Source organism: Pseudorhodoplanes sp., from assembly GCF_059499825.1.
This window is the reverse complement of record NZ_JCABZI010000009.1, coordinates 465,652-485,413: the sequence shown is the minus strand read 5'-3', so window position 1 is coordinate 485,413 and position 19,762 is coordinate 465,652. Positions and strand designations below refer to the sequence as shown.

20 protein-coding genes are annotated in these 19,762 nt (G+C 63.8%); 6 read left to right on the top strand and 14 right to left on the bottom strand.

Annotated features, from left to right (window positions below; all coding sequences use genetic code 11):
- Window positions 1-77: 77 nt before the first annotated feature.
- The 3 genes from AC5I5I_RS13745 to AC5I5I_RS13735 all read right to left on the bottom strand — a co-directional run bounded on the left by AC5I5I_RS13745 (window position 78) and on the right by AC5I5I_RS13735 (window position 2,695).
- On the bottom strand, window positions 78-1,319 hold the full coding sequence (locus tag AC5I5I_RS13745; RefSeq protein WP_495973854.1) for an argininosuccinate synthase: 1,242 nt from the start codon (window positions 1,317-1,319) through the stop codon (window positions 78-80).
- Window positions 1,320-1,516: 197 nt separating this feature from the next.
- Complete coding sequence (locus AC5I5I_RS13740) at window positions 1,517-1,759, bottom strand: DUF3551 domain-containing protein (protein WP_495973852.1); 243 nt, start codon at window positions 1,757-1,759, stop codon at window positions 1,517-1,519.
- A 105-nt stretch (window positions 1,760-1,864) separates the two neighbouring features.
- A complete protein-coding gene (locus AC5I5I_RS13735) occupies window positions 1,865-2,695 on the bottom strand; it encodes a phosphatase PAP2 family protein (RefSeq protein ID WP_495973914.1) in 831 nt (276 codons plus the stop codon).
- 155 nt (window positions 2,696-2,850) lie between these two features.
- On the opposite strand from AC5I5I_RS13735, the gene AC5I5I_RS13730 reads away from it, so the two are divergent.
- Window positions 2,851-3,459 (top strand): 2-hydroxychromene-2-carboxylate isomerase, encoded by a 609-nt coding sequence (locus AC5I5I_RS13730; RefSeq protein ID WP_495973850.1) that lies wholly within the window; start codon window positions 2,851-2,853, stop codon window positions 3,457-3,459.
- A gap of 163 nt (window positions 3,460-3,622) precedes the next feature.
- Here AC5I5I_RS13730 and AC5I5I_RS13725 read toward each other — a convergent pair whose 3' ends face one another.
- Window positions 3,623-4,468 (bottom strand): YiiX/YebB-like N1pC/P60 family cysteine hydrolase, encoded by an 846-nt coding sequence (locus AC5I5I_RS13725; RefSeq protein WP_495973848.1) that lies wholly within the window; start codon window positions 4,466-4,468, stop codon window positions 3,623-3,625.
- A gap of 181 nt (window positions 4,469-4,649) precedes the next feature.
- Here AC5I5I_RS13725 and AC5I5I_RS13720 point away from each other — a divergent pair, with 181 nt between their 5' ends.
- The gene (locus tag AC5I5I_RS13720) at window positions 4,650-6,095 is read left to right on the top strand and encodes a flavin monoamine oxidase family protein (protein WP_495973846.1); all 1,446 of its coding nucleotides are present in this window, start codon (window positions 4,650-4,652) and stop codon (window positions 6,093-6,095) included.
- Window positions 6,096-6,186: 91 nt separating this feature from the next.
- Here the strand turns inward: AC5I5I_RS13720 and AC5I5I_RS13715 are convergent, their stop codons facing one another.
- From AC5I5I_RS13715 to rpmI, 6 genes are all read right to left on the bottom strand, one after another.
- A complete protein-coding gene (locus tag AC5I5I_RS13715) occupies window positions 6,187-6,624 on the bottom strand; it encodes a BA14K family protein (protein WP_495973844.1) in 438 nt (145 codons plus the stop codon).
- Between the two features lie 124 nt (window positions 6,625-6,748).
- Complete coding sequence (gene pheT / locus AC5I5I_RS13710; RefSeq protein WP_495973842.1) at window positions 6,749-9,166, bottom strand: phenylalanine--tRNA ligase subunit beta; 2,418 nt, start codon at window positions 9,164-9,166, stop codon at window positions 6,749-6,751.
- A 4-nt stretch (window positions 9,167-9,170) separates the two neighbouring features.
- Window positions 9,171-9,659 (bottom strand): hypothetical protein, encoded by a 489-nt coding sequence (locus AC5I5I_RS13705; RefSeq protein WP_495973840.1) that lies wholly within the window; start codon window positions 9,657-9,659, stop codon window positions 9,171-9,173.
- Between the two features lie 2 nt (window positions 9,660-9,661).
- On the bottom strand, window positions 9,662-10,744 hold the full coding sequence (gene pheS / locus AC5I5I_RS13700) for a phenylalanine--tRNA ligase subunit alpha (protein ID WP_495973838.1): 1,083 nt from the start codon (window positions 10,742-10,744) through the stop codon (window positions 9,662-9,664).
- A 105-nt stretch (window positions 10,745-10,849) separates the two neighbouring features.
- On the bottom strand, window positions 10,850-11,215 hold the full coding sequence (gene rplT / locus AC5I5I_RS13695) for a 50S ribosomal protein L20 (protein WP_495973836.1): 366 nt from the start codon (window positions 11,213-11,215) through the stop codon (window positions 10,850-10,852).
- A 64-nt stretch (window positions 11,216-11,279) separates the two neighbouring features.
- Complete coding sequence (gene rpmI / locus AC5I5I_RS13690; protein ID WP_495973835.1) at window positions 11,280-11,480, bottom strand: 50S ribosomal protein L35; 201 nt, start codon at window positions 11,478-11,480, stop codon at window positions 11,280-11,282.
- A gap of 532 nt (window positions 11,481-12,012) precedes the next feature.
- On the opposite strand from rpmI, the gene AC5I5I_RS13685 reads away from it, so the two are divergent.
- A complete protein-coding gene (locus tag AC5I5I_RS13685) occupies window positions 12,013-12,990 on the top strand; it encodes a class I SAM-dependent methyltransferase (RefSeq protein ID WP_495973833.1) in 978 nt (325 codons plus the stop codon).
- Here AC5I5I_RS13685 and infC read toward each other — a convergent pair.
- Window positions 12,968-13,507, bottom strand: a complete 540-nt coding sequence (gene infC, locus AC5I5I_RS13680) for a translation initiation factor IF-3 (protein ID WP_495973912.1) — start codon at window positions 13,505-13,507, stop codon at window positions 12,968-12,970. The two genes, AC5I5I_RS13685 and infC, sit on opposite strands and share 23 nt — an antisense overlap.
- A gap of 176 nt (window positions 13,508-13,683) precedes the next feature.
- Window positions 13,684-14,868, bottom strand: a complete 1,185-nt coding sequence (locus AC5I5I_RS13675; RefSeq protein ID WP_495973831.1) for a glycosyltransferase — start codon at window positions 14,866-14,868, stop codon at window positions 13,684-13,686.
- Window positions 14,869-15,153: 285 nt separating this feature from the next.
- On the opposite strand from AC5I5I_RS13675, the gene AC5I5I_RS13670 reads away from it, so the two are divergent.
- Window positions 15,154-15,951 (top strand): alpha/beta hydrolase, encoded by a 798-nt coding sequence (locus AC5I5I_RS13670; protein ID WP_495973829.1) that lies wholly within the window; start codon window positions 15,154-15,156, stop codon window positions 15,949-15,951.
- Between the two features lie 46 nt (window positions 15,952-15,997).
- Entirely contained in the window at window positions 15,998-16,771 is a 774-nt protein-coding gene (locus AC5I5I_RS13665; RefSeq protein ID WP_495973827.1) for an enoyl-CoA hydratase, read from the top strand.
- An 18-nt stretch (window positions 16,772-16,789) separates the two neighbouring features.
- Here the strand turns inward: AC5I5I_RS13665 and AC5I5I_RS13660 are convergent, their stop codons facing one another.
- A complete protein-coding gene (locus tag AC5I5I_RS13660; protein ID WP_495973825.1) occupies window positions 16,790-18,250 on the bottom strand; it encodes a serine protease in 1,461 nt (486 codons plus the stop codon).
- Window positions 18,251-18,375: 125 nt separating this feature from the next.
- Between AC5I5I_RS13660 and AC5I5I_RS13655 the strand changes: the two genes are divergently transcribed.
- A complete protein-coding gene (locus AC5I5I_RS13655) occupies window positions 18,376-19,182 on the top strand; it encodes a HesA/MoeB/ThiF family protein (RefSeq protein ID WP_495973910.1) in 807 nt (268 codons plus the stop codon).
- A gap of 51 nt (window positions 19,183-19,233) precedes the next feature.
- Here AC5I5I_RS13655 and AC5I5I_RS13650 read toward each other — a convergent pair whose 3' ends face one another.
- Window positions 19,234-19,614 carry a hypothetical protein gene (locus AC5I5I_RS13650; RefSeq protein ID WP_495973823.1) on the bottom strand — a complete coding sequence of 127 codons (381 nt, stop codon included), beginning with the start codon at window positions 19,612-19,614 and terminating at the stop codon, window positions 19,234-19,236.
- Window positions 19,615-19,762 lie beyond the last annotated feature (148 nt).

Below are 19,762 nucleotides of genomic sequence, written 5' to 3'. Positions count from 1 at the left end.
CTAGCCTGCCTTGAGCGCAGCGAAATGCGGCGCGGCGCTCCCCGGATGTCGTTCTGCTCAGTCCGGGCTGCGTTCGGCTAAAGATTTCGCTTCTTCCGGCGCTGTCCGAGGGTGCGCAGCCGCAGCGCATTGAGCCGGATGAAGCCCGCGGCATCGCGGTGATCGTAAGCGACCGCGCCTTCCTCGAAGGTGACGAGATCCTGATCGTACAGCGAATACGGGCTCTCGCGGCCAATCACCCACGCGCTGCCCTTGTAAAGCTTCAGCGTCACGCGCCCGGTCACGTGCTCCTGCGACTTGTCGATCGCGGCCTGCAGCATCTCGCGCTCGGGCGTGAACCAGAAGCCGTTATAGATCAGCTCGGCATATTTCGGCATCAGCTCGTCCTTGAGATGCCCGGCGCCGCGATCGAGCGTAATGCTCTCGATGCCGCGATGCGCGGCCAGCAGAATGGTGCCGCCGGGCGTCTCGTACATGCCGCGCGACTTCATACCGACGAAGCGGTTCTCGACCAGATCGAGCCGGCCGATGCCGTTGATCTTGCCGAGATCGTTGAGCGCCTTGAGCAGCGTCGCCGGCGACATTTTCTTGCCGTCGATGGCGACCGGATCGCCCTTCTCGAAATCGATGGTGATGATCGTCGGCTTGTCCGGCGCGGTCACCGGATCATCGGTGCGCGAATAGACATAGTCCGGCACTTCCTGCGATGGATCTTCCAGCACCTTGCCTTCGGATGACGCGTGCAGGAGGTTCGCATCGACCGAGAATGGCGCCTCGCCGCGCTTGTCCTTGGCAATCGGGATCTGGTGCATTTCCGCGAACGCGATCAATTGCTCGCGCGAGCGCAAATCCCATTCGCGCCACGGCGCAATGATTGTGATGTCGGGCTTCAGTGCGTAATAGGTCAGCTCGAAGCGAACCTGATCGTTGCCCTTGCCGGTGGCGCCGTGACACACCGCATCAGCCCCCACCTTCTCGGCGATCTCGATCTGTTTCTTGGCGATCAGCGGCCGCGCAATCGAAGTGCCGAGCAGATACTGGCCCTCGTAGACGGTGTTGGCGCGGAACATCGGGAACACGTAGTCGCGGACGAATTCCTCGCGCAGGTCCTCGATGAAGATGTTTTCCGGCTTGATGCCGAGCAGGATCGCCTTGGCGCGCGCCGGTTCGAGCTCCTCGCCCTGGCCGAGGTCGGCGGTGAAGGTCACCACCTCGCAGCCATAGGTGGTCTGCAGCCACTTCAGGATGATCGAGGTGTCGAGGCCGCCCGAATAGGCGAGAACGACCTTTTTGACGTCTTTTTTCGGGTTGTCGGCCATGGATCCAGTTCCGTCTGATCATTGGCGACCGGACGGGAAAACGGTGTCCACGTCCTGGTCGCGCCTGAAGGCGGGCGGGACTATAGGCAGAACCGGAACCGGTGCAACTTGCCCCGATGAAAAGACAGAGCCGCGTCGGCGACCGAGCCGGCTGTTTGGGTAAAAATCGGCCGGACCGCGGTGCCGGGTCGGCAGCCCTACCGCGTGCTCCGGGCGGGCTGCTTTTTCCGCCTCTGCGGCGGCACGTATCGCGGGTTTTGCTCGCAGCGCCCGCCGATGCCGGAGATGGTAGCGAGGCATTGCTGGAAGCTGACAAAGCCGCAATTGCGCGTCGTCCAGTCGTATCGCGCGCACCAGGGATATTCCTGGGCCTGGGCAGACCCACCGCCGAGAACGCCCGCGACAAGCATTGCCGCCACTGCAACCAGAATCATGCGCATGGAATCGATCCCTTTGCCTGCAGGCGCAACGTCGCGACGTCGGGCCCGGTTCCGGCAAGTCTAAGGATCGTCGGCGCGGCCGCAACGCTTCGGCAGCGACAGCGATCAGCGCCGTGAGGCAGCCCCCGAGACCCGAGCGAGCCGGGAACCGATGCCGGCCATCACGAAGCCCCGCGCCGCTCCGAGCCTTTGACCAATGGTGGCAACGCCCGCCCGCGCGCGACGGCCGGCATCGCCGAGCGCATCCTCGATCCTGCTGTCCGACAGCGCCCGCAGGCGCCAGCGATACAGCCACCCGTGCAGGGTCCAGACCAGCAACGCGCTTAATGCGCCGGCGAACAGCACGTCGGTAAAGAAGTGGCCGCCGAACGCCACGCGCAGGAAGCCCATCATTGCGCCGAACAATGCCGCCGCGCCGATCGCCGTCATCTGCCACGGCGCGGATACCAGCGCGGCCGGTGCCAGCATGGCGAAGGCCGCGGCACTTTCACCCGATACGAACGAGCAATTCCTGCGGCACTCCCCGCTTGCATCCCACCAGGGTTTGAAACTCATGGCGCCACCAAATTCCTGGACCAGTCCGGGCCGCGGCCGATTCCAGTTCTCCTTCAAGCCGGCATTCACGATCAGTCCCGGTCCGATTGCGATCGACATCAGGATCAGCAGCATGGCACGGCCCGGAAGCAATGCCGGGCGCGACGGAAACAGCATCTTCCCGATCAATGCGATGGCGGGAATGGCAATGCCGATCGCGATGGCCCAAGACGTCACGAAGCGAAAGCCGGCCAGAAACCGGTCGTTCTGCGCCGGAAAAATCCCGCGCGCCGGGTCGAAGAACACCGCGGAAATTGCGAGATCGAGTTCAGGATAGAGCGTGAAGACAATTACGGTCAGCGCTGTCGCTAACCCGATGACAACAAGTCCGGCACGTGACACAGCCAAGTCCCCCAATCTCGGGTCAGGCTTAAAGTTCGCGATTGACATCGGGGTGACGGAATTATGATGCGGCGAAGAGTGTGGAAAGCGTCACACGCATTTCGAAAACAGCTGCCTGCCTGTTGCGGGCTTCGCTTGGTGAGAGCCCTGGTCCCATGAGCAAGCCGGTTGTCGATTTCTGGTTCGAATTCGCATCGACGTATTCCTATCCGGCGATCATGCGCGTGCAGACACGGGCCGAAGACGCTGGCGTTGCGATCCGCTACCGCCCCTTCCTGCTCGGGCCGATATTCAAGGCGCAGGGCTGGGATACGTCGCCCTTCAACATTTACGAGAGCAAGGGCCGTTATATGTGGCGCGATCTCGAGCGGCTTTGCGCCGACCTGTCGATTCCGTTTTGCCGCCCCGATCCGTTTCCGCAGAACTCGCTCTTAGCCGCAAGGATCGCCGTCGCGGGTGAGGGGCAGACCTGGCGCGACGCATTTTGCCGCGGCGTATTTCGCGCGCAATTTGGCGAAGGCCGCCGCATCGACGATCCGGCGGTGCTCGCAGGGAAACTGGAGGCAGCCGGCGCGCCGGCGGCTGCGATCCTTATTCACGCGGGGTTGGAGCCGGTGAAACTGAAGCTGCGGGCGGAAACGGAGCGGGCTGCGGCACTCGGCATTTTCGGCGCACCGAGTTTCGTCACGGCGGACGGCGAATTGTTCTGGGGCAATGACCGTCTGGATACGGCGCTCGCTTGGGCGAAAGCGCACCAGGAATAGGCGGCCGATCTTCAACCTTGGTCGCAGGGAACTGCCGGCGCGTCTGACGAGTTGGAACAGGCTGGGCGTCGGAGCTTCAACGTCCCATCTTCACTCCGCCTCCCGGTGGCCCCGGCCCAACAGCCGGGGTCTTTTGTTTACGGGAGCGGCAGCGAAACAATGCTCACGCCGCCGCCAGAGCCTTCCCCGCCGGTCGGGCCGACGACTCCTGACCGACGGCGGGCGAGCTTTCGACCTCGACGGTGACCTCGATATCGATGCTGACTTGCCGGTCGGCCCATTGCACTTTCTTGTAATCGAAGCCGTTAACCAGCGTCGGTTTCACCACCTCGAAATAGGGAGAGATATCGAAGTCACGCGGCGCGTAGAGCGACGAGTGCCGGATCTCCAGTATTTCCTCGCGTGCGGATTCGCTTTCCACGCGGCTGATCTTCGGCAGGATCGGGTAACGCACCGAGTCGAAGGCCTGCGCGATGAGGGCCGAACAGATGATCCGGGTCGGATGGCCGGAGCCCATGCTCATCATCTTGCGCCGCCATTTCTGCGGCAGCGGCAGCGGCATCAGGAAGCGCATCAGGTCGATGATATTCTTTACATCGTAGTCGAAGCCGATCCGCTCCTTGGCATAGGCACAGACCCTGGCGCGATCTTCCAGTGTCAGTCCGGTCGGCCGGCAGATGCGGGTGTGATAGCGCGCATATTTCGACAATTCCGCACCGACCACGCCTTCCCCGAGATTGGCCTCGACCAGGACCAGCGGTTCGCCGGCCGCGGTCTCGCGATCGCCGATGCGGCCGACATAGAGCGCGGCATGAGACCAGGTGGATTGGGTGAGATACTTGATGATGCCGGAAACGTGATTATTGCCTTCGACCAGCAGCACATCGCCGGGCTGCAGCGTTGCCTGCAGGGCGCCGAAGTCGCTCGGCGTGAAGGGTTCATAGCCCTGCACCGGCTTTTCCAGATAGCGGGCAAGGAACCGCCCGATTCCGTCGAGCATGAAGCTCATGGCCGTGACCTCCCGTACGCGGCTCGTCTCCGCGTATCCGGTTGTTTTGCTGCATTTTCGTCGAAAGCGGTTGCAATCCGGTTCACCGGTTTCACGCCCCGGTGACAGCCCGGACATCGGATGTTTGCAAAACCTTGCTTTTTCCGGGTAGTGAGGCGGGAGTGCAAAGCCTCCGGTAACCATGGACGCAATCTCCCGCCGCAAGTTTCTCGCGATCACCGCCGGAGCCACTTCGCTCCCGGCATGGGCACGCATGGCGACGGCGGCCGAAACCGATGTGGCGATCGTGGGTGCCGGGGCCGCCGGCATTGCCGCGGCGCGGAAACTTGCCGCCGCCGGCCGCCGCGTTGTGATCCTCGAGGCCGCCGACCGGGTCGGCGGCCGCTGCATCACCGATACCACGACCTTCGGAATTCCGTTCGATCTCGGTGCCCACTGGCTGCACGCCCCCGATATCAATCCGCTCTCGAAGCTCGCGCCGCGCACCGGGCTTGAAATCTATCCGGCGCCGCCCGGTCAGAAGGTGCGGATCGGCCGTCGCAATGCGCGCGAAAGCGAACTCGAACAGTTTTTCGCGGTCCTGGTTCGCGCGCGACGCGCGATCGAGGATGCCGCGCGCGGAAAGTCAGATATGTCGCTGGCGCAGGCCATGCCGAAGGACCTCGGTGAATGGGCGCCATCGATTGAATTCTATCTCGGGCCGTTCAGCTGCGGAAAAGACTTCGCGGATTTGTCGGTGGTGGATTTCCAGCGCTCGAATGAGCGCGATGTCGACGCCTATTGCCGGCAGGGTTTCGGAACATTGCTTGCGAAGCTGGCCGAGGGTCTGCCGGTGCAGTTGTCGACGCCGGTGACGCGCATCGCTCCGCAACGCGGCGGCATCACGCTCGAGACCGGGAAGGGCGCGCTGCAGGCGCGCGCCGTCATCGTCACGGTGTCCACCAACGTGCTGGCCGACGGCAAGCTCATCCCCGATTTGCCGAAGCGGCAGCTCGACGCGCTGGCTCGCCTGCGTCTCGGACACTACGAGCGGGTGGCGCTGCAAATTCCCGGCAATCCGTTCGGTCTGGCCGGCGACGATCTGGTTTTCGAGAAAGCCGACGGCAAGCAAACTGCTGCTCTGCTCGGAAATGTCGGAGGATCGTCGCTGGCTTATGTGGACATCGCCGGATCATTCGCGCGCGATCTCGCTTCGAAAGGCCAGCGCGAGATGACGGCCTTCGCACTCGACTGGCTCGACAAGCTGTTCGGCGCGGACGTGAAGAATGCGGTCGTGCGCACGCATGCAACGCAATGGGCATTCGTTCCGAATGTGCAGGGCGCGTTTTCGGCAGCCTCGGTCGGCGGCCAGCCATCGCGCCGCATCCTGATGACGGAGCCGTTGCGCGACCGTGTGTTCTATGCGGGCGAAGCGGCGCATGAAACGCTGTGGGGCACTGTTGGCGGCGCATGGGAATCCGGCGAGCGCGCGGCGGAGCTGGCCCTTAAAGTGGCAACGCCACTCACCGGCACCGTGCCGGCCCAGAAAGCCCAACCGGGGAAACAACCGGTTCGCCGGCGGCAGGAACAGCAGAAAGCACCGAGGCAGCAGCAATGGCCGTCCGGCACGCCGCGGATCAGCAATTGATGCCGGATATCGCCGACTGACAGGCCCAATGAAAAAGGCCCCGCGCGACGCGGGGCCTTTGCCTTTGGTACTCTGTGTCAGCGCCGTGGCGTTACTGACAGGGATGATACTGGCCGTCATAGCCGAGATAGAGCCCGGTGGCCGGATTGAAGGACCGGTATTTCGACGAGCAATAGGCGATCCAGTCGGCCCCGCCGCCATAGGCAGGCGCATAGGCCACCGGGGGAGGCGCCGCATTGGCGCCGGCGATAACCGCGCCAAGCGCCAGGCCGCCGATCACACCGGCCGCAACCGCGCCGCCGTTTCGATAGCCACGATACCCGTAGCCGCGATAGCCATAGCCCCGGCCGCGATAGTAGCCGCCCCGGCCGCGCCATTGCACGTGCTGCACATGTTGCGTATCGACCGATCCCAGCGACGACAGGCCCGCTCCGGCAGGCGCTGCAGCGGCCTGCGACGGCGCAAGAAACGCGGCCAGAGCAAGCGCGGACAGGCCGGCCGAGGCGCTCAGGAATTTGGATGCTGCCATACTGTGATCTCCACTTGATTGAACGAGGTCCAGAGTCTCGAACGAATGCAGCGGGAGATTGTTCCTACAGCAGCGGCGACAACACGACGCATCGCACCTTAACGTTTGTCCATGACGTCGCGCGTCATGAGCGCAGCACGCCGCCGGTGCGCTTGCCGATTTCGGCCACGATCTTGCCGGCGAGCGCATCGATCTCGGCGTCGGTCATCGTCTTCTCGCGCGGCTGGATAGTGACCGCGATCGCGATCGAGGTCTTGCCCGGCTCGATGCCCTTGCCTTCATAGACGTCGAACACCGTCACGCCGGTGATCAGCTTCTTGTCGACATTCTGCGCCGCGCGCACGAGGTCGGCCGCCTTCACGCTCTTGTCGACGATGAACGCGAAGTCGCGCGACACCGGCTGGAATGCCGACAATTCGAGTGCGGGCCTGGCACGGGTCGGTTTCGCTTTCGGCTCCGGGATACGATCGAGAATGACTTCGAAGCCGACGATCGGGCCATCCGCCTTCAACGCCTCGAGCGCGCGCGGATGCAGCTCGCCGAAATGGCCGAGCACGTTCTGCGGACCGATCTGTATCGTTCCCGACCGGCCGGGGTGGTACCAGGCCGGACCGCCGGGCACGATCTGCAGCGCCTGCATCGGCGCGCCGGCTGCCGCAAGCGCGGCCAGCGCATCGGCCTTGGCCTCGAACGCATCCGCCTCCTTGCTGTCGCCGGCCCAGAAGCGTCCGCTGCCGGTCGCGCGCGACAAACCGTGACGCAGGCCCGCGGCGGCAATGAACTGGTCCTCGGGGCGGTCGCCCTTGAACACCTGCCCAACCTCGAACAGCCCGGCATCGGCGATGCCGCGATCGGCGTTGCGCTGGATCGCGGCGATGAGGCCCGGAAGAAGGCTCGGCCGCATGTCGGAAAGGTCCGACGCAATCGGATTGGCAAGCGCAAGTTCGGGCTGACCGCCGCCGAACAATTCCGCATCCGGCTTCGAGATGAACGACCAGGTCACCGCTTCCGCCAGATTGCGCGCGGCGAGCGCGCGCTTGGCCTTGCGGGTGCGGTTCTGGATCGGCGTCAGCACCGCCTTGCGGGGCGCATCGCCGCGCTCGAATGGGGTCAGCGGCACCTGATCGACGCCGACGATCCGCACGACCTCTTCGACGATATCGGCCTTGCCTTCCACATCGGCGCGCCAGGACGGCACCGCGATCTTCACCGCCTTACCGGTGCCGGCGACGAAAAAGCCGAGATGGCCAAGGATGCGCTTGATCTCGACCAGCGGGACATCGAGGCCGGCAAGGCGCTTGACTTCGTCGAGCGGAAAATCGATCGGCCGCTCGTCGGCGGGCTCGCCGCCGACCACCACATTCTCCGATGGCTCGCCGCCGCAGAGATGGAGCACCATCTGCGTCGCCAGTTCGAGGCCGGGTACCATGAAATTCGGATCGACGCCGCGCTCGAAGCGATAGCGCGCATCGGAATTGATGCCGAGCTTGCGTCCGGTCTGCGCGATATTGATCGGGTCCCAGAGCGCCGATTCGATCAGCACGTCGGTGGTGTTCTCGTCACAGCCCGACAATTCACCGCCCATGATGCCGGCCAGCGATTCGACGCCCTTGTCGTCTGAGATCACGCAGATGCTGTCGTCGAGTTTGTATGTCTTGCCGTCGAGCGCGAGCAACTCCTCGCCCGCCTTGGCGCGGCGCACCACGAGATTCCCGTGCACTTTCTGCGCGTCGAAGACATGCAGCGGACGGCCGCGGTCGTAGGTCATGAAGTTGGTGATATCGACCAGCGCATTGATCGGCCGCAGCCCGATCGCGGTCAGCCGCTTCTGCAGCCATTCCGGCGACGGGCCGTTCTTCACACCGCGCACCAGCCGCAGCGCAAAGCCCGGACAGAGCGACGGCGTCGATCCGAAATCGAGGGCCACCTTGACGGGACACGGAAACGTACCCTTCACCGGCTTCGGCGTGCGCTCGAGGAACTTGCCGATACCGGTGGCGCCAAGATCGCGCGCGATGCCGGACACGCCGGTGCAGTCGGCGCGGTTGGGCGTGAGATTGATCTCGATGATCGGATCGTTAAGGCCCAGCACTTCCGCGAACGGCACACCCACCGGCGCATCGGCCGGCATTTCGATGATACCCGAGTGATCGTCGGAGAACGCGATCTCGGCGCCCGAGATCAGCATGCCCTGACTTTCGACGTCGCGAATCTTGCCGACCTTGAGCGTGATGTCTTTCGCCGGAATATACGTGCCAGGAAGTCCGAGCACTGCCTTCATGCCGCCACGCGCATTCGGCGCACCGCACACGATCTGCAGCGGCTTGCTGTCGCCGGTATTGACCATGCAGACCCGCAGCCGGTCCGCATTCGGATGCTGCACGGCGGAGATGACTTCGACCACCTTGAACGGCGCGTATTTCTCGGCCGGATTTTCGATCTTTTCGACCTCGAGTCCGATCATGGTGAGCTTGTCGGCAATCGCCGGCAGCGGCTCGTCGGTCTGGAGATGCTCTTTCAGCCAGGACAGGGTGAATTTCATCGGGTCAACCCTTCGGCCGTATCCACCACAAGACAGGCAAGCTTAGGAAAACGGCGGTCGTAAAGTAGATCGAGATTTGATTGCACAGACGATAGAGTTCGTGCCGGATCACCAGTTCGCGCTGCACAGTCTGCCTGAAATCGCGGCCGGATCCGTGCAGGGGCAACGAGCGCGCCACCGAAAGGCAGCGCAGACAACCGACAGCGATGAGGAGATAAATCGATATCTCCAAAATGATCACCGCCTCTTCGATCCAGTGCTGCGCCAGCAACGGCATGCAGATGCCCAGACCTGCGATCATCATCGACACATGGGTCAGAAGTCCCGTTGCCTTTGTGTCGATGGTCTGGAACGTCGCCGTAGTCGCTGCCGTCTCCGCGGCGTCATGGTTCTCGAGAGCGCTGGTGAAGGATGCGAGTGTCTTCGCGTCCCACTTGCGCGTCAGCGCCGCATAAAGCGCACCGGTGCTGCCCTCGCCGCTTTTCTCGGCCATGACTAGCTGCTCAAGCCTCCCGCGAGCGTCGGGAAATCGAGCGGGCGGAATCCGTAATGCGACAGCCAGCGCATGTCCGCTTCAAAGAACGGCCGCAGGTCAGGCATGCCGTATTTCAGCATGGCGATGCGGTCGATCCCCATGCCCCAGGCAAAGCCCTGATAATCGTCGGGGTCGAGCCCGCAATTGCGCAGCACATTCGGATGCACCATGCCGCAGCCGAGAATCTCCAGCCAGTCCTCGCCCTCGCCGAAGCGGATCTCGCCCTTGTCGCGCCGGCACTGAATGTCGACCTCGAGCGAGGGCTCGGTGAACGGAAAGAACGACGGCCGGAACCGCATCTTCACGTTGTCGACTTCGAAGAACGCCTTGCAGAACTCGGCCAGAATCCACTTCAGGTGGCCGAGATGCGCGCTCTTGTCGATGACCAGGCCTTCGACCTGATGAAACATCGGCGTGTGCGTCTGATCGGAGTCGCTTCGGTAGGTGCGGCCGGGACAGATCACGCGGATCGGCGGCTTCTGCGTCAGCATCGTGCGCACCTGCACCGGCGAGGTATGCGTGCGCAGCAAGAGCCGAGAGCCGTCCGGCTTCGGATTGAAATAGAAGGTGTCGTGCATTTCCCGCGCCGGATGACCCTCGGGAAAATTCAGCCGCGTGAAGTTGTAATCGTCGGTCTCGATGTCCGGACCCTCGGCCACCGCAAAGCCCATGTCGGCGAAGATCGCGGTGAGCTCGTCGATCACCTGGCTGATCGGATGGATGCGGCCGGTCTCGGTCGGGCTTTCGCGCACGGGAAGCGTGACATCGACGCTCTCGGTGGCGAGGCGCGCATCGAGCGCCGCATTCTTCAGCGCATCGCGCCGCGCGGTGAGCGCTGCGTTCACGGCATCCTTGAGGCCGTTGATCGCCGGCCCCCTGGACTTGCGCTCCTCCGGCGTCATGGCGCCGAGCGTCTTCAGCAGCGCCGATACCGATCCGCTCTTGCCAAGCGATGCGACGCGCACCGCTTCCAGCGCAGCCTCGTCGGCGGCTGCGGCGATGTCTGCAAGGACCGATTGCTGAAGTTGCTCGATATCCGACATGACGAGTCTCACTTGCTCGTCATGGCCGGGCCTGTCCCGGCCATCCACGTCTTGCGTTACGACAGGAAAGGCGTGGATGCCCCGCCTGCGCGGGGCATGACATCATCAGGCCTGCGCGGGCAGCGCTGCCTTGACCTTCTCGACGATGACCTGGAACGCCGCCGGCTCGCGGATCGCGAGATCGGACAGAACCTTGCGGTCGATTTCGAGCCCGGTCTGGTTCAGCCCGTTGATGAACTGGCTGTAGTTCAGTCCGAACGGACGGACAGCGGCGTTGAGGCGCTGGATCCAGAGAGCGCGGAAGGTGCGCTTGCGACGCTTGCGGTCGCGGAAGGCGTATTGATTGGCCTTCTCCACCGCCTGCTTGGCGATCCGGATGGTGTTCTTGCGACGGCCGTAAAAGCCCTTTGCGGCCTTCAGGACCTTCTTGTGCTTGGCGTGGGACGTAACGCCCCGTTTGACGCGAGCCATGGCTGATCTCCTTTAACGAAACACGGAATTTGCAGAAACGAAGAAAGACGGTGGCGGAAGGCACTCAGCCGTTCGGCATCCAGTATTTCTTGATGTTTTCCCCGTCGGCCTTGAACAGGACGCGGGTGCCGCGAAGATTGCGGATCTGCTTGGTGGTTCGCTTGATCATGCCGTGACGCTTGCCGGCCTGGGCGGACACAACTTTCCCGGAGCCGGTGATCTTGAAGCGCTTTTTGGCGCCCGATTTGGTCTTCAACTTGGGCATTTGGCTCTCCTGATACGGCTGACGAACGGCAATAGCCGAGCGTTCGCCGAAAATGGCTCGAAAAACGAGCGTTTGCTGATTGAGCAAGTGTCGCCGCCACGGCAGCCCTGACAGCCGGGCGACGAGCGGCGGGGTTATGGCAGAGAGGCCCATTTTAGGCAAGTCCCGCAGGATTTTAGGGATCTGCCGCGTTGGAGCCCGAGGTCTGACCCGCGGCGGACGGACCGGAAACGCTGCCCAGGGTCGCCGCTCGTCCGGTGAGCCACCCCGGCGTCGGCACGCCTGCCCCGTTTGGCTGATTCCGAGCCGCGCACGACAGGACCGATCGTGTCGCCTGAGGCAGTCGCGGCACAATATCGTTTCGGTGACACGATATGCCGCGCCCCCGTCGGTTGAGCGAACCAGCAAAATGACTATACGTTCAGCAATCCCAGCCAACTCGTCCGAACCGATCACGCGCGATTTTGCGCGAAGCCATGCTTTTCCGCGCACCTGATCGCGTGGGCAAGCCGACCAACGGGGGCAAGACTCGATGCAAGCATCTTTTTCCGCGATTAATGAATCCAAGGCCAATTTCGATCACGTCTATGTCGAGAACGATCCCAGGCAATATTTCAACTATCTCGGCGAGCTCGATTACATCATCCCGCATCTGGCACAGCCGGTTTTCGACCAGCTGATCCGCGCCCGCGCCGCGACTCAGGATCGTCCGGTCACCGTCCTCGATCTGGGCTGCTCGTATGGCGTCAACGGTGCGCTGATGAAGTACGCGCTCACCTACGATGCCTTGCGCGATCGCTACACGGCGCCGGCTCTGCAGGGGCTCGGCCATGACGACATGCTCGAACTCGACCGCGCATTCTATATGTCGTGGCCGCGCAACCGGAATGTCCGCGTCATCGGACTGGACGTCTCCGAGACCGCGGTCCGCTACGGCCAGGCCAGCGGCGCCATGGACATGGCCTTTTGCGCCGATCTTGAAGCCGGCGATCCGAAACCCGAAGTCGCGTCGGCCATAGCGGAAGCGGACATCATCGTTTCGACCGGTTGTGTCGGTTACGTCGGCAGCCCGACATTCGACCGCGTCATGGCGCTGGCGCGCGAAGGCCGCAGCGCCTGGGTCGCGTCATTCGTCTTGCGGATGTTCCCCTACGACCGGATCGCAGCGACACTTTCGCAATACGATCTCGAGACCGAAAAATTCCTTGGCGCCACCTTCGTCCAGCGACGGTTTGCCAACCGGGAGGAAATGGAATCGGTCGTGCGGGCGGTGGAGATGCGCGGGATCGATACGCGCGGCCATGAAACCGAAGGCGTCTATCACGCCGATCTGTATGTTTCACGTCCGCGCAGCGAGATCGAACGCATCCCGCTGCAGCAACTCGTCAATGTCGTGAGCGGTGCCAACAAGCCCTGGTCGATCAGCACCAATGTGATGGGGCAGCACGGCCCCGGCGCGCGGCAGCGCGCGCGGGGTGCGCGGCGCCTTACCTTGGCGCCAAAATCATAATCATCTGACGGCCCTCGAACCGGGCGTCCATCTCGACTTTTGCGAGGGGCGCCAGGTCGGTCTTGACGCGGTCGAGCAACTGCGTACCGAGCTCCTGGTGCGCCATTTCGCGGCCGCGGAAGCGCAACGTCACCTTGACCTTGTCGCCTTCGTCGAAGAAGCGCTTCATGGCCCGCATCTTCACGTCGTAATCGTGGTCGTCGATCATTGGCCGGAATTTGATTTCCTTGACCTCGACGACCTTCTGTTTCTTGCGGGCTTCGGCGGCCTTCTTTTGCGCCTGGAATTTATACTTGCCATAATCCAGGAGCTTGCAGACCGGCGGGTTGGCGTTGGGAGAAATCTCGACAAGATCGAGCCCGGCCTCTGCGGCCCTCGCGAGCGCATCCTGAATCGGAACCGCGCCAAGATTGGTGCCGGTCTGGTCGATCAGCTGGACCTCGCGGTTGCGGATCTCCTCGTTGACGCGCGGACCGTCCTTCTGAACGGGGAGCGCGGCCTTCATTGGACGACGAATGGAAAATCTCCGTAGCTGTTGCGATAAACCGGCTGGTGCAGCGCGCATTCAAGGCGGTCGGCCAAGCGTCCGCAGCCAGCGATGGCGGTCAAGATCGGGACAAAACAGGGCCAAGTCAACGGCAGACCCTGCTAAAACCGGCAGAATCCTGCGGAATTCTGACACACCGGGCCGTATCAGACCGAATTTTTGCTGCCCACGAGCCCCGAATAGAGCCGCAACGTCAGGTCGCTGACCGCCGGCTGATTGAAATGCTCGGTCACCCACTGGCGGCCCCGAAGGCCGATCGCCGCCTGCTGCGCGGGCGGCATCGAGAACAGCCGGATCAAGGCGGCGGCCAGCGCCGCGGCGTCGCCGGCGGAAAAACGCAGACCCGTCATCCGGTCTTCCGGCACGATCGGGGGCGCCAGAACCGCGTCCGGACCAGCGCCGAGGTCGGAGACAATCACCGGCCGCTGCATCGCCTGCGCTTCCAGAATCGTACGCTGCAATCCTTCCGTCTGGATCGCGGCCGAGACCACCACCGATGCGGCGGCATAGGCAGCCGGCATATCGTCGACCGGACCGATCAGCCGCACCACATCGGTCAGCTCGCCGGCCAGCACCTGGTCCCAAACTTCCCCGCCATAGCTGCTGTTGCCGCCGGACTCGCCCACGAAAATGAATGTGAAATCCTTGAGGCCCATCTCCTTGAGACGGCGCGCCGCCTGGACCGCGACATGGTGCCCCTTCCGCCGCAACATTCGTCCGACCACAAGCACGACCCTGTCGCCAGCGGTCACGCCGAACGTCCGGCGCATCTGCTCCAGCCGCTCGGACGACATCAGCGAGGGATCGAATAGGCCCAGATCGACACTGGCCGGCACCACGTCGATCCGATCCGCCGGTACGCGATAACGCTCGCTGATCATATCCGCGAGCTGGTCGCTGACCGCGACGATCCGGTCGCCGCGCGCCATCACGCTGTTATACAATCGCTTCAAGGCATTCTGTTCGCGGAAGCCCTTGTACCAGCTGGTGACGAGGGGAACGCGCGTCAGCTTGGCAGCGACCAGGGCGCTCCAGGCCGGCGCCCGCCCGTGAGCATGGATGATGTCGCAATTTCGGTTGCGCACGACGCGCGAAATCAGCGCAGCATTGCGCGCCATGATTGCCGGATTCTTGCTCGCCACATCGGCGTAAATGAATTCGCCGCCCGCCGCGGCGATGCGTGACTCGAGCCGTCCGCCGCGCGACATCACCAGAGCGCGATGACCGGCGGCTGTCAGGATGCGCACCAGATCGACGGCGCCCATCTCGGCGGCGCCCGCCTGCAAGGTCGGCACCACCACCAGAACCGTCAGCGGGCGGAGTTGAGTCACGACGCTGCGGGCCTGCACAGAAGCGGTTGCCGTTTCGTCAACGGCGGTCTCCATCCTTCGCGCTGCGGAACGGGAATTCACATTCGGCCTCTTCTGCAGTCGGTCTGCGGCGCACATGCAATTGCGCCTGACGCGATCTCGCTGACGGAATGCGGCCTGGGAAGCCCGATCACGCATCGACGTGATAAGACTTCTCGGGTCGCGAGGCAAACGTGTTGCAGGATATCGTCGCCCGATGCGAGGCTGCATCCTGCTTTGGGGCGAAAAGATGATTGGGAGACCGGCTTGGCCATCAGTGACGTAGAATTGACCGCGATCGAGGTTGGCGAGGGCAGTCTGCGCCGAACGATCGCGGTCCGGCGCCGCAGCGGCCGCGGGCCCGCGCTGTTCTGGATTGGCGGCTTCAAGTCCGACATGAAGGGCACCAAGGCCGAAGCGCTCGACCGCTGGGCCGCCGAACAAGGCCGCGCCTGCATCCGTTTCGACTATTCGGGCCACGGCGAATCCGGCGGCGCCTTTGCCGACGGCACCATCGGCCGCTGGCTGGAAGAATGCCGCGCCGTCTTCTCGCAGTTTTGTGACGGCCCAACGATCGCGGTCGGCTCGTCCATGGGAGGATGGATTTCACTGCTGCTGGCGCGCGACATCCGGGCGGGCAACACGCCCGGCGCGAGTACGGGCACCGGATCGCTTGCCGGGCTCGTGCTGATCGCGCCGGCCGTGGACTTCACCGAAGTGCTGATGTGGCAGAAGATGACGCCGGAGATCCGGCAGCAGATCGAGACCACCGGCTCCTGGCAGCGGCCGTCGGACTATTCCGACGAACCCTATCTGATCACCCGGCAATTGATCGAGGACGGACGCAATCATCTGCTGCTTGGCGGACTGATCGAAACCGGCTGCCCGGTCCGCATCCTGCAGGGCGTCAAGGACGACGACGTTCCGTGGGAACATGCGGTGGCGCTTGTTTCCCGAATCGCGCGCGACGACGTTGTGCTGACACTGGTCAAGGATGGCGATCATCGGCTGTCGCGGCCGGAGGATATCGAGCGGCTCTTGGCGGCCATCGGTGAATTCAGTTAGACCATCCAGTTAAAGCATATGCATCACTTTCCGGGCAGGCAACGCAATGAGCTACAACACGATTCAGGTTGAAACGCAGGGGCGGGTTGGACTGATCCGGCTTCATCGACCGCAGGCGCTGAATGCGCTCAATTCCGAACTTGCTGGCGAACTGAATGCCGCCATCGCCGCGTTCGAGGCCGATGCGAATATCGGCTGCATGGTCATCACCGGATCGGACAAGGCGTTTGCCGCCGGCGCCGATATCAAGGAGATGGCCGGCCAGAGCTACATGGATACGTTCATGGACAACTTCGCCGCCGGCTGGGACGCGGCGGCGCGCGCGCGCAAGCCGGTGATCGCTGCCGTCGCAGGCTTCGCGCTCGGCGGCGGTTGCGAACTCGCGATGCAATGCGACATGATCATTGCCGCCGACAACGCGAAATTCGGACAACCGGAGATCAAACTCGGCGTCATTCCCGGCATCGGCGGTACGCAGCGTCTGACCCGCGCGATCGGCAAGGCCAAGGCGATGGAGATGACGCTCACCGGCCGGATGATGGACGCCGCTGAGGCCGAGCGGTCCGGGCTGGTCGCGCGCGTGGTGCCGCTTGCGTCACTGATGGACGAGACGATGAAGATCGCCACCACGATCGCATCGATGTCGCTGCCGGCGGTGATGATGGCGAAGGAAGCCGTGAACCGTTCGTTCGAGACCACGCTGGCCGAAGGCGTGCTGTTCGAACGCCGGGTGTTTCATTCGCTATTCGCAACGGCGGACCAGAAGGAAGGCATGGCGGCATTCGTCGACAAACGGCCGGCGAAGTTCGAGCACAAGTGACGGCGGCACGGGCGCGCGTTACTTCCGCACGCAGATCACTCGCACCACCGCATTCTTTGCCGCCGCGACATCGCCGCGGCCGGTGACGGGCGCCACGCCGGCGCCTTCCAGGAATTTGCGGATGCTGGCAGTCGGGACAAACGAGGCCTGGCCGGCGCTGGCCCCCGGGCCCGCAACGGCCGCCGACGCGACGTCGATCATCCCGGCAAGGCGGCCCTCGCCATCGAGCGCGGCACCTCCGACGAAGCCGCGCGCCGGCACGGTATCGATCAACACGCGCGCGCCATCGACGCCGCGTAATTTTGCCGGCACCGTCGTGACATTGCGCGCGCCCGCCTGCGCCGCCGGCTCGGCGATGCCGACCAGCGTCAGGTCGGTGCTTTTCGGTGGCTCAGCGGAAAACGGCGCCGCGTTGAGATTGCGCGCGCCATTGACGCGGATCAGCGCGAGATCCGACGACGCATCCTCGGCAATCCGGTCCGCACGCCCGACGCCTGCGACAACGATACCCTGACAATCGTCGGTCAGCTGGCGCTCGGTGACGACGTATCCGCGCGCGCCCACCACGATGCCGGAGCCGTAGCTGACGCGCCGTGAGGTCGACGCCGTCGCAGGATCGCCGAATGGCAAGTACGAACTGGTGATGATGTCGACCAGCGGCAGCATGATGGTTTCCATCGCCTGATCGAACAGGATGGTCAGCCCGCGCGCCTCGTTGTCCTTGAGATAAACCCGGACATGAAATTTCTTCAGCCCCTGCAGTCCCGAGAGCGAAAAAGAATTGGCCTGGATCGCATTCTGCTCGACGCGCCGGTTTGACGGCCGTCTCTTCATTTCGTCGAACAGATCCTGCAGCGCCGCGCCTGCCATTTTCTCGCGGAAGGTCTCGATCTGGATTTCGCCGCGCGTTGACGACCAGCGGGTGCCGACGGTGCCAATCTCGGTATTCGGCACGAGCTTAGACGGCACGCCAAGCCGCACGCCCGGCGTTGCGATGTCCTCGACCAGTTCCCAACCGTTATAATCTTTGCGGCTACGCATCGAAGCAGCGAGGGTTCGGCGCTGTTCGGGCGTGAGGATGCCGGTGTCCTCGAATTTGTTGCGTCGCTGGAAGGCGCGGACGGCCGCGATCGCGCGGTCGCCGAAATCGGTATCGATCGACCCCGACAGGTCTCCGGTCCAGATCAGGTCGGACTGGATCGCGATCCGTTCCGCCACCGCAACAGCCGCATAGGCCGCGCGTTGCTCCGGCGTGGCGGTGGCAACCGCCGCCGCGGGCTTTTCCGTCTTTGCGGCTTTCTTGTCGGTTTTTTTGGCGGCCTTTTTCGGAGGCGTCTCGGCGGGCTTGGCTTTCGCCTTGTCCTTGGCCGCCGCAACCTGGGAGCCGGTCGGGGCCTGTGCCGCGGGCGTCTGGGCCTGTGCCGACGCCTGCGAGAGCAGCGCGAACGCGATCGCCGTGACCCACGCAACGGCACGCATGTCAGCCAACACCCCTAAGCCACCCTTGTCGGCCTATGATGACCGGGCAATTAGGAATTGCGCAAGGCCTTGACGGGCACCCTGCCCGGAGACGCAGAATGGCGCGTGAATTGGGAGCGAACGCAATGCTGAGCCGGGAGGAACTGGAGCGCTATGCCCGCCACATCGTGTTGCGGGACGTGGGCGGCCCTGGACAGGCGGCGCTGAAGCGGGCCCGGGTGCTGGTGATCGGCGCCGGCGGGCTGGGCGCGCCGGTCCTGTTCTATCTGGCAGGCGCCGGTATCGGTACCATCGGGATTGTCGACGACGACCTGGTTTCGCTCTCGAACCTGCAGCGGCAGGTGCTCCACACCACCGCCGATATCGGCGACGCCAAGGTCGATTCGGCGGCCGCCGCGATCGGGCGCCTGAACCCGCATGTCTCGGTCGAGCGCCATTCGGTCCGCATCACCGCCGGCAACGCGCTGGAGCTGATCGCGCAATACGATCTGGTGGTCGACGGCTCGGACAATTTCGCGACCCGCTATCTGGTCTCCGACGCCTGCTATCTGGCAAAGCGGCCGCTGGTCTCCGGCGCGATCGGAACCTTCGATGCCGCGCTCACCACCTTGCGGGCGCATGAGCGCTCGCCGCAAGGCGAACCCAATCCGACCTATCGCTGCCTGTTTCCGGAACCGCCGCCGCCGGGATCAATTCCCGCCTGTTCGGAGGCGGGAGTGCTGGGCGCTTTGCCCGGGATCGCCGGATCGATGATGGCGCTGGAGGCGATCCGCGAGATCGTGGGTTTCGGCGAGGGCCTGGTGGGGCGGCTGCTGATGATCGATACGCGGTCGATGCGGTTCGAGTCGCTGAGCTACGCCTGGGACAGCAACAATCCGCTGTCGGGAGACGCGCCCAGCATCACCGATCTGACGATCCACGAAAAACCTTAGCCCGAAGTCGCTCGCGCGTCTTCACGCCAGTGACGAGAGGTCTTGCGATGATCAAAGCTGCGGCTTGGTCCAGCTCGCGACCGTGACTGCGCCTTTCATCACCGACCATTTGGCGTCGTCGAGCGAGTTTGGGACCAGGCGGTAGCAGGTCGCGGGCGAGCCCTGTTTCCACGAGGTGCAGAACCCTTCCTTGACCACTTTCCAGGTGCCGACGGTCTTCTCGGGCTGCTCGCCGGAAGCCTTCTTGAGCGGCTCGCGCGTCGCCTTGCCGTCGGGCGTAAACACCATGGTGAAGCGCTGGCGCGTGGTGGAGGTGGCGACAAACGGTTTGCCGTTGAAGAACGCGGCCTTGATCTCGTCTCCGGTTAGCGCCTGCGCATGCGCGGGCGCATATAGAAACGGGAGCAATGCGAGAGATACGAGTGCGCGCATTGGGAGCCTCCGGCGAAGTCGATTTCGGCCATTCTAGGCCCGGAACCGGCGGGGCAAAAGCGCAACAACGTCACACGGGAACCCGTTCCGCAGGATTGGTTAAGGCGCCGCGATCCGGCACCCTATCAAGGAAAAGCCCGGCGGGCGC

Bases quoted from the DNA above. Each gene is read 5' to 3' on its own strand.
- AC5I5I_RS13745 (WP_495973854.1), bottom strand. From the start codon at position 1,319: ATGGCCGACAACCCGAAAAAAGACGTCAAAAAGGTCGTTCTCGCCTAT.
- AC5I5I_RS13740 (WP_495973852.1), bottom strand. From the start codon at position 1,759: ATGCGCATGATTCTGGTTGCAGTGGCGGCAATGCTTGTCGCGGGCGTT.
- AC5I5I_RS13730 (WP_495973850.1), top strand. From the start codon at position 2,851: ATGAGCAAGCCGGTTGTCGATTTCTGGTTCGAATTCGCATCGACGTAT.
- AC5I5I_RS13725 (WP_495973848.1), bottom strand. From the start codon at position 4,468: ATGAGCTTCATGCTCGACGGAATCGGGCGGTTCCTTGCCCGCTATCTG.
- AC5I5I_RS13720 (WP_495973846.1), top strand. From the start codon at position 4,650: ATGGACGCAATCTCCCGCCGCAAGTTTCTCGCGATCACCGCCGGAGCC.
- AC5I5I_RS13715 (WP_495973844.1), bottom strand. From the start codon at position 6,624: ATGGCAGCATCCAAATTCCTGAGCGCCTCGGCCGGCCTGTCCGCGCTT.
- pheT (WP_495973842.1), bottom strand. From the start codon at position 9,166: ATGAAATTCACCCTGTCCTGGCTGAAAGAGCATCTCCAGACCGACGAG.
- AC5I5I_RS13705 (WP_495973840.1), bottom strand. From the start codon at position 9,659: ATGGCCGAGAAAAGCGGCGAGGGCAGCACCGGTGCGCTTTATGCGGCG.
- pheS (WP_495973838.1), bottom strand. From the start codon at position 10,744: ATGTCGGATATCGAGCAACTTCAGCAATCGGTCCTTGCAGACATCGCC.
- rplT (WP_495973836.1), bottom strand. From the start codon at position 11,215: ATGGCTCGCGTCAAACGGGGCGTTACGTCCCACGCCAAGCACAAGAAG.
- rpmI (WP_495973835.1), bottom strand. From the start codon at position 11,480: ATGCCCAAGTTGAAGACCAAATCGGGCGCCAAAAAGCGCTTCAAGATC.
- AC5I5I_RS13685 (WP_495973833.1), top strand. From the start codon at position 12,013: ATGCAAGCATCTTTTTCCGCGATTAATGAATCCAAGGCCAATTTCGAT.
- AC5I5I_RS13665 (WP_495973827.1), top strand. From the start codon at position 15,998: ATGAGCTACAACACGATTCAGGTTGAAACGCAGGGGCGGGTTGGACTG.
- AC5I5I_RS13660 (WP_495973825.1), bottom strand. From the start codon at position 18,250: ATGCGTGCCGTTGCGTGGGTCACGGCGATCGCGTTCGCGCTGCTCTCG.
- AC5I5I_RS13655 (WP_495973910.1), top strand. From the start codon at position 18,376: ATGCTGAGCCGGGAGGAACTGGAGCGCTATGCCCGCCACATCGTGTTG.
- AC5I5I_RS13650 (WP_495973823.1), bottom strand. From the start codon at position 19,614: ATGCGCGCACTCGTATCTCTCGCATTGCTCCCGTTTCTATATGCGCCC.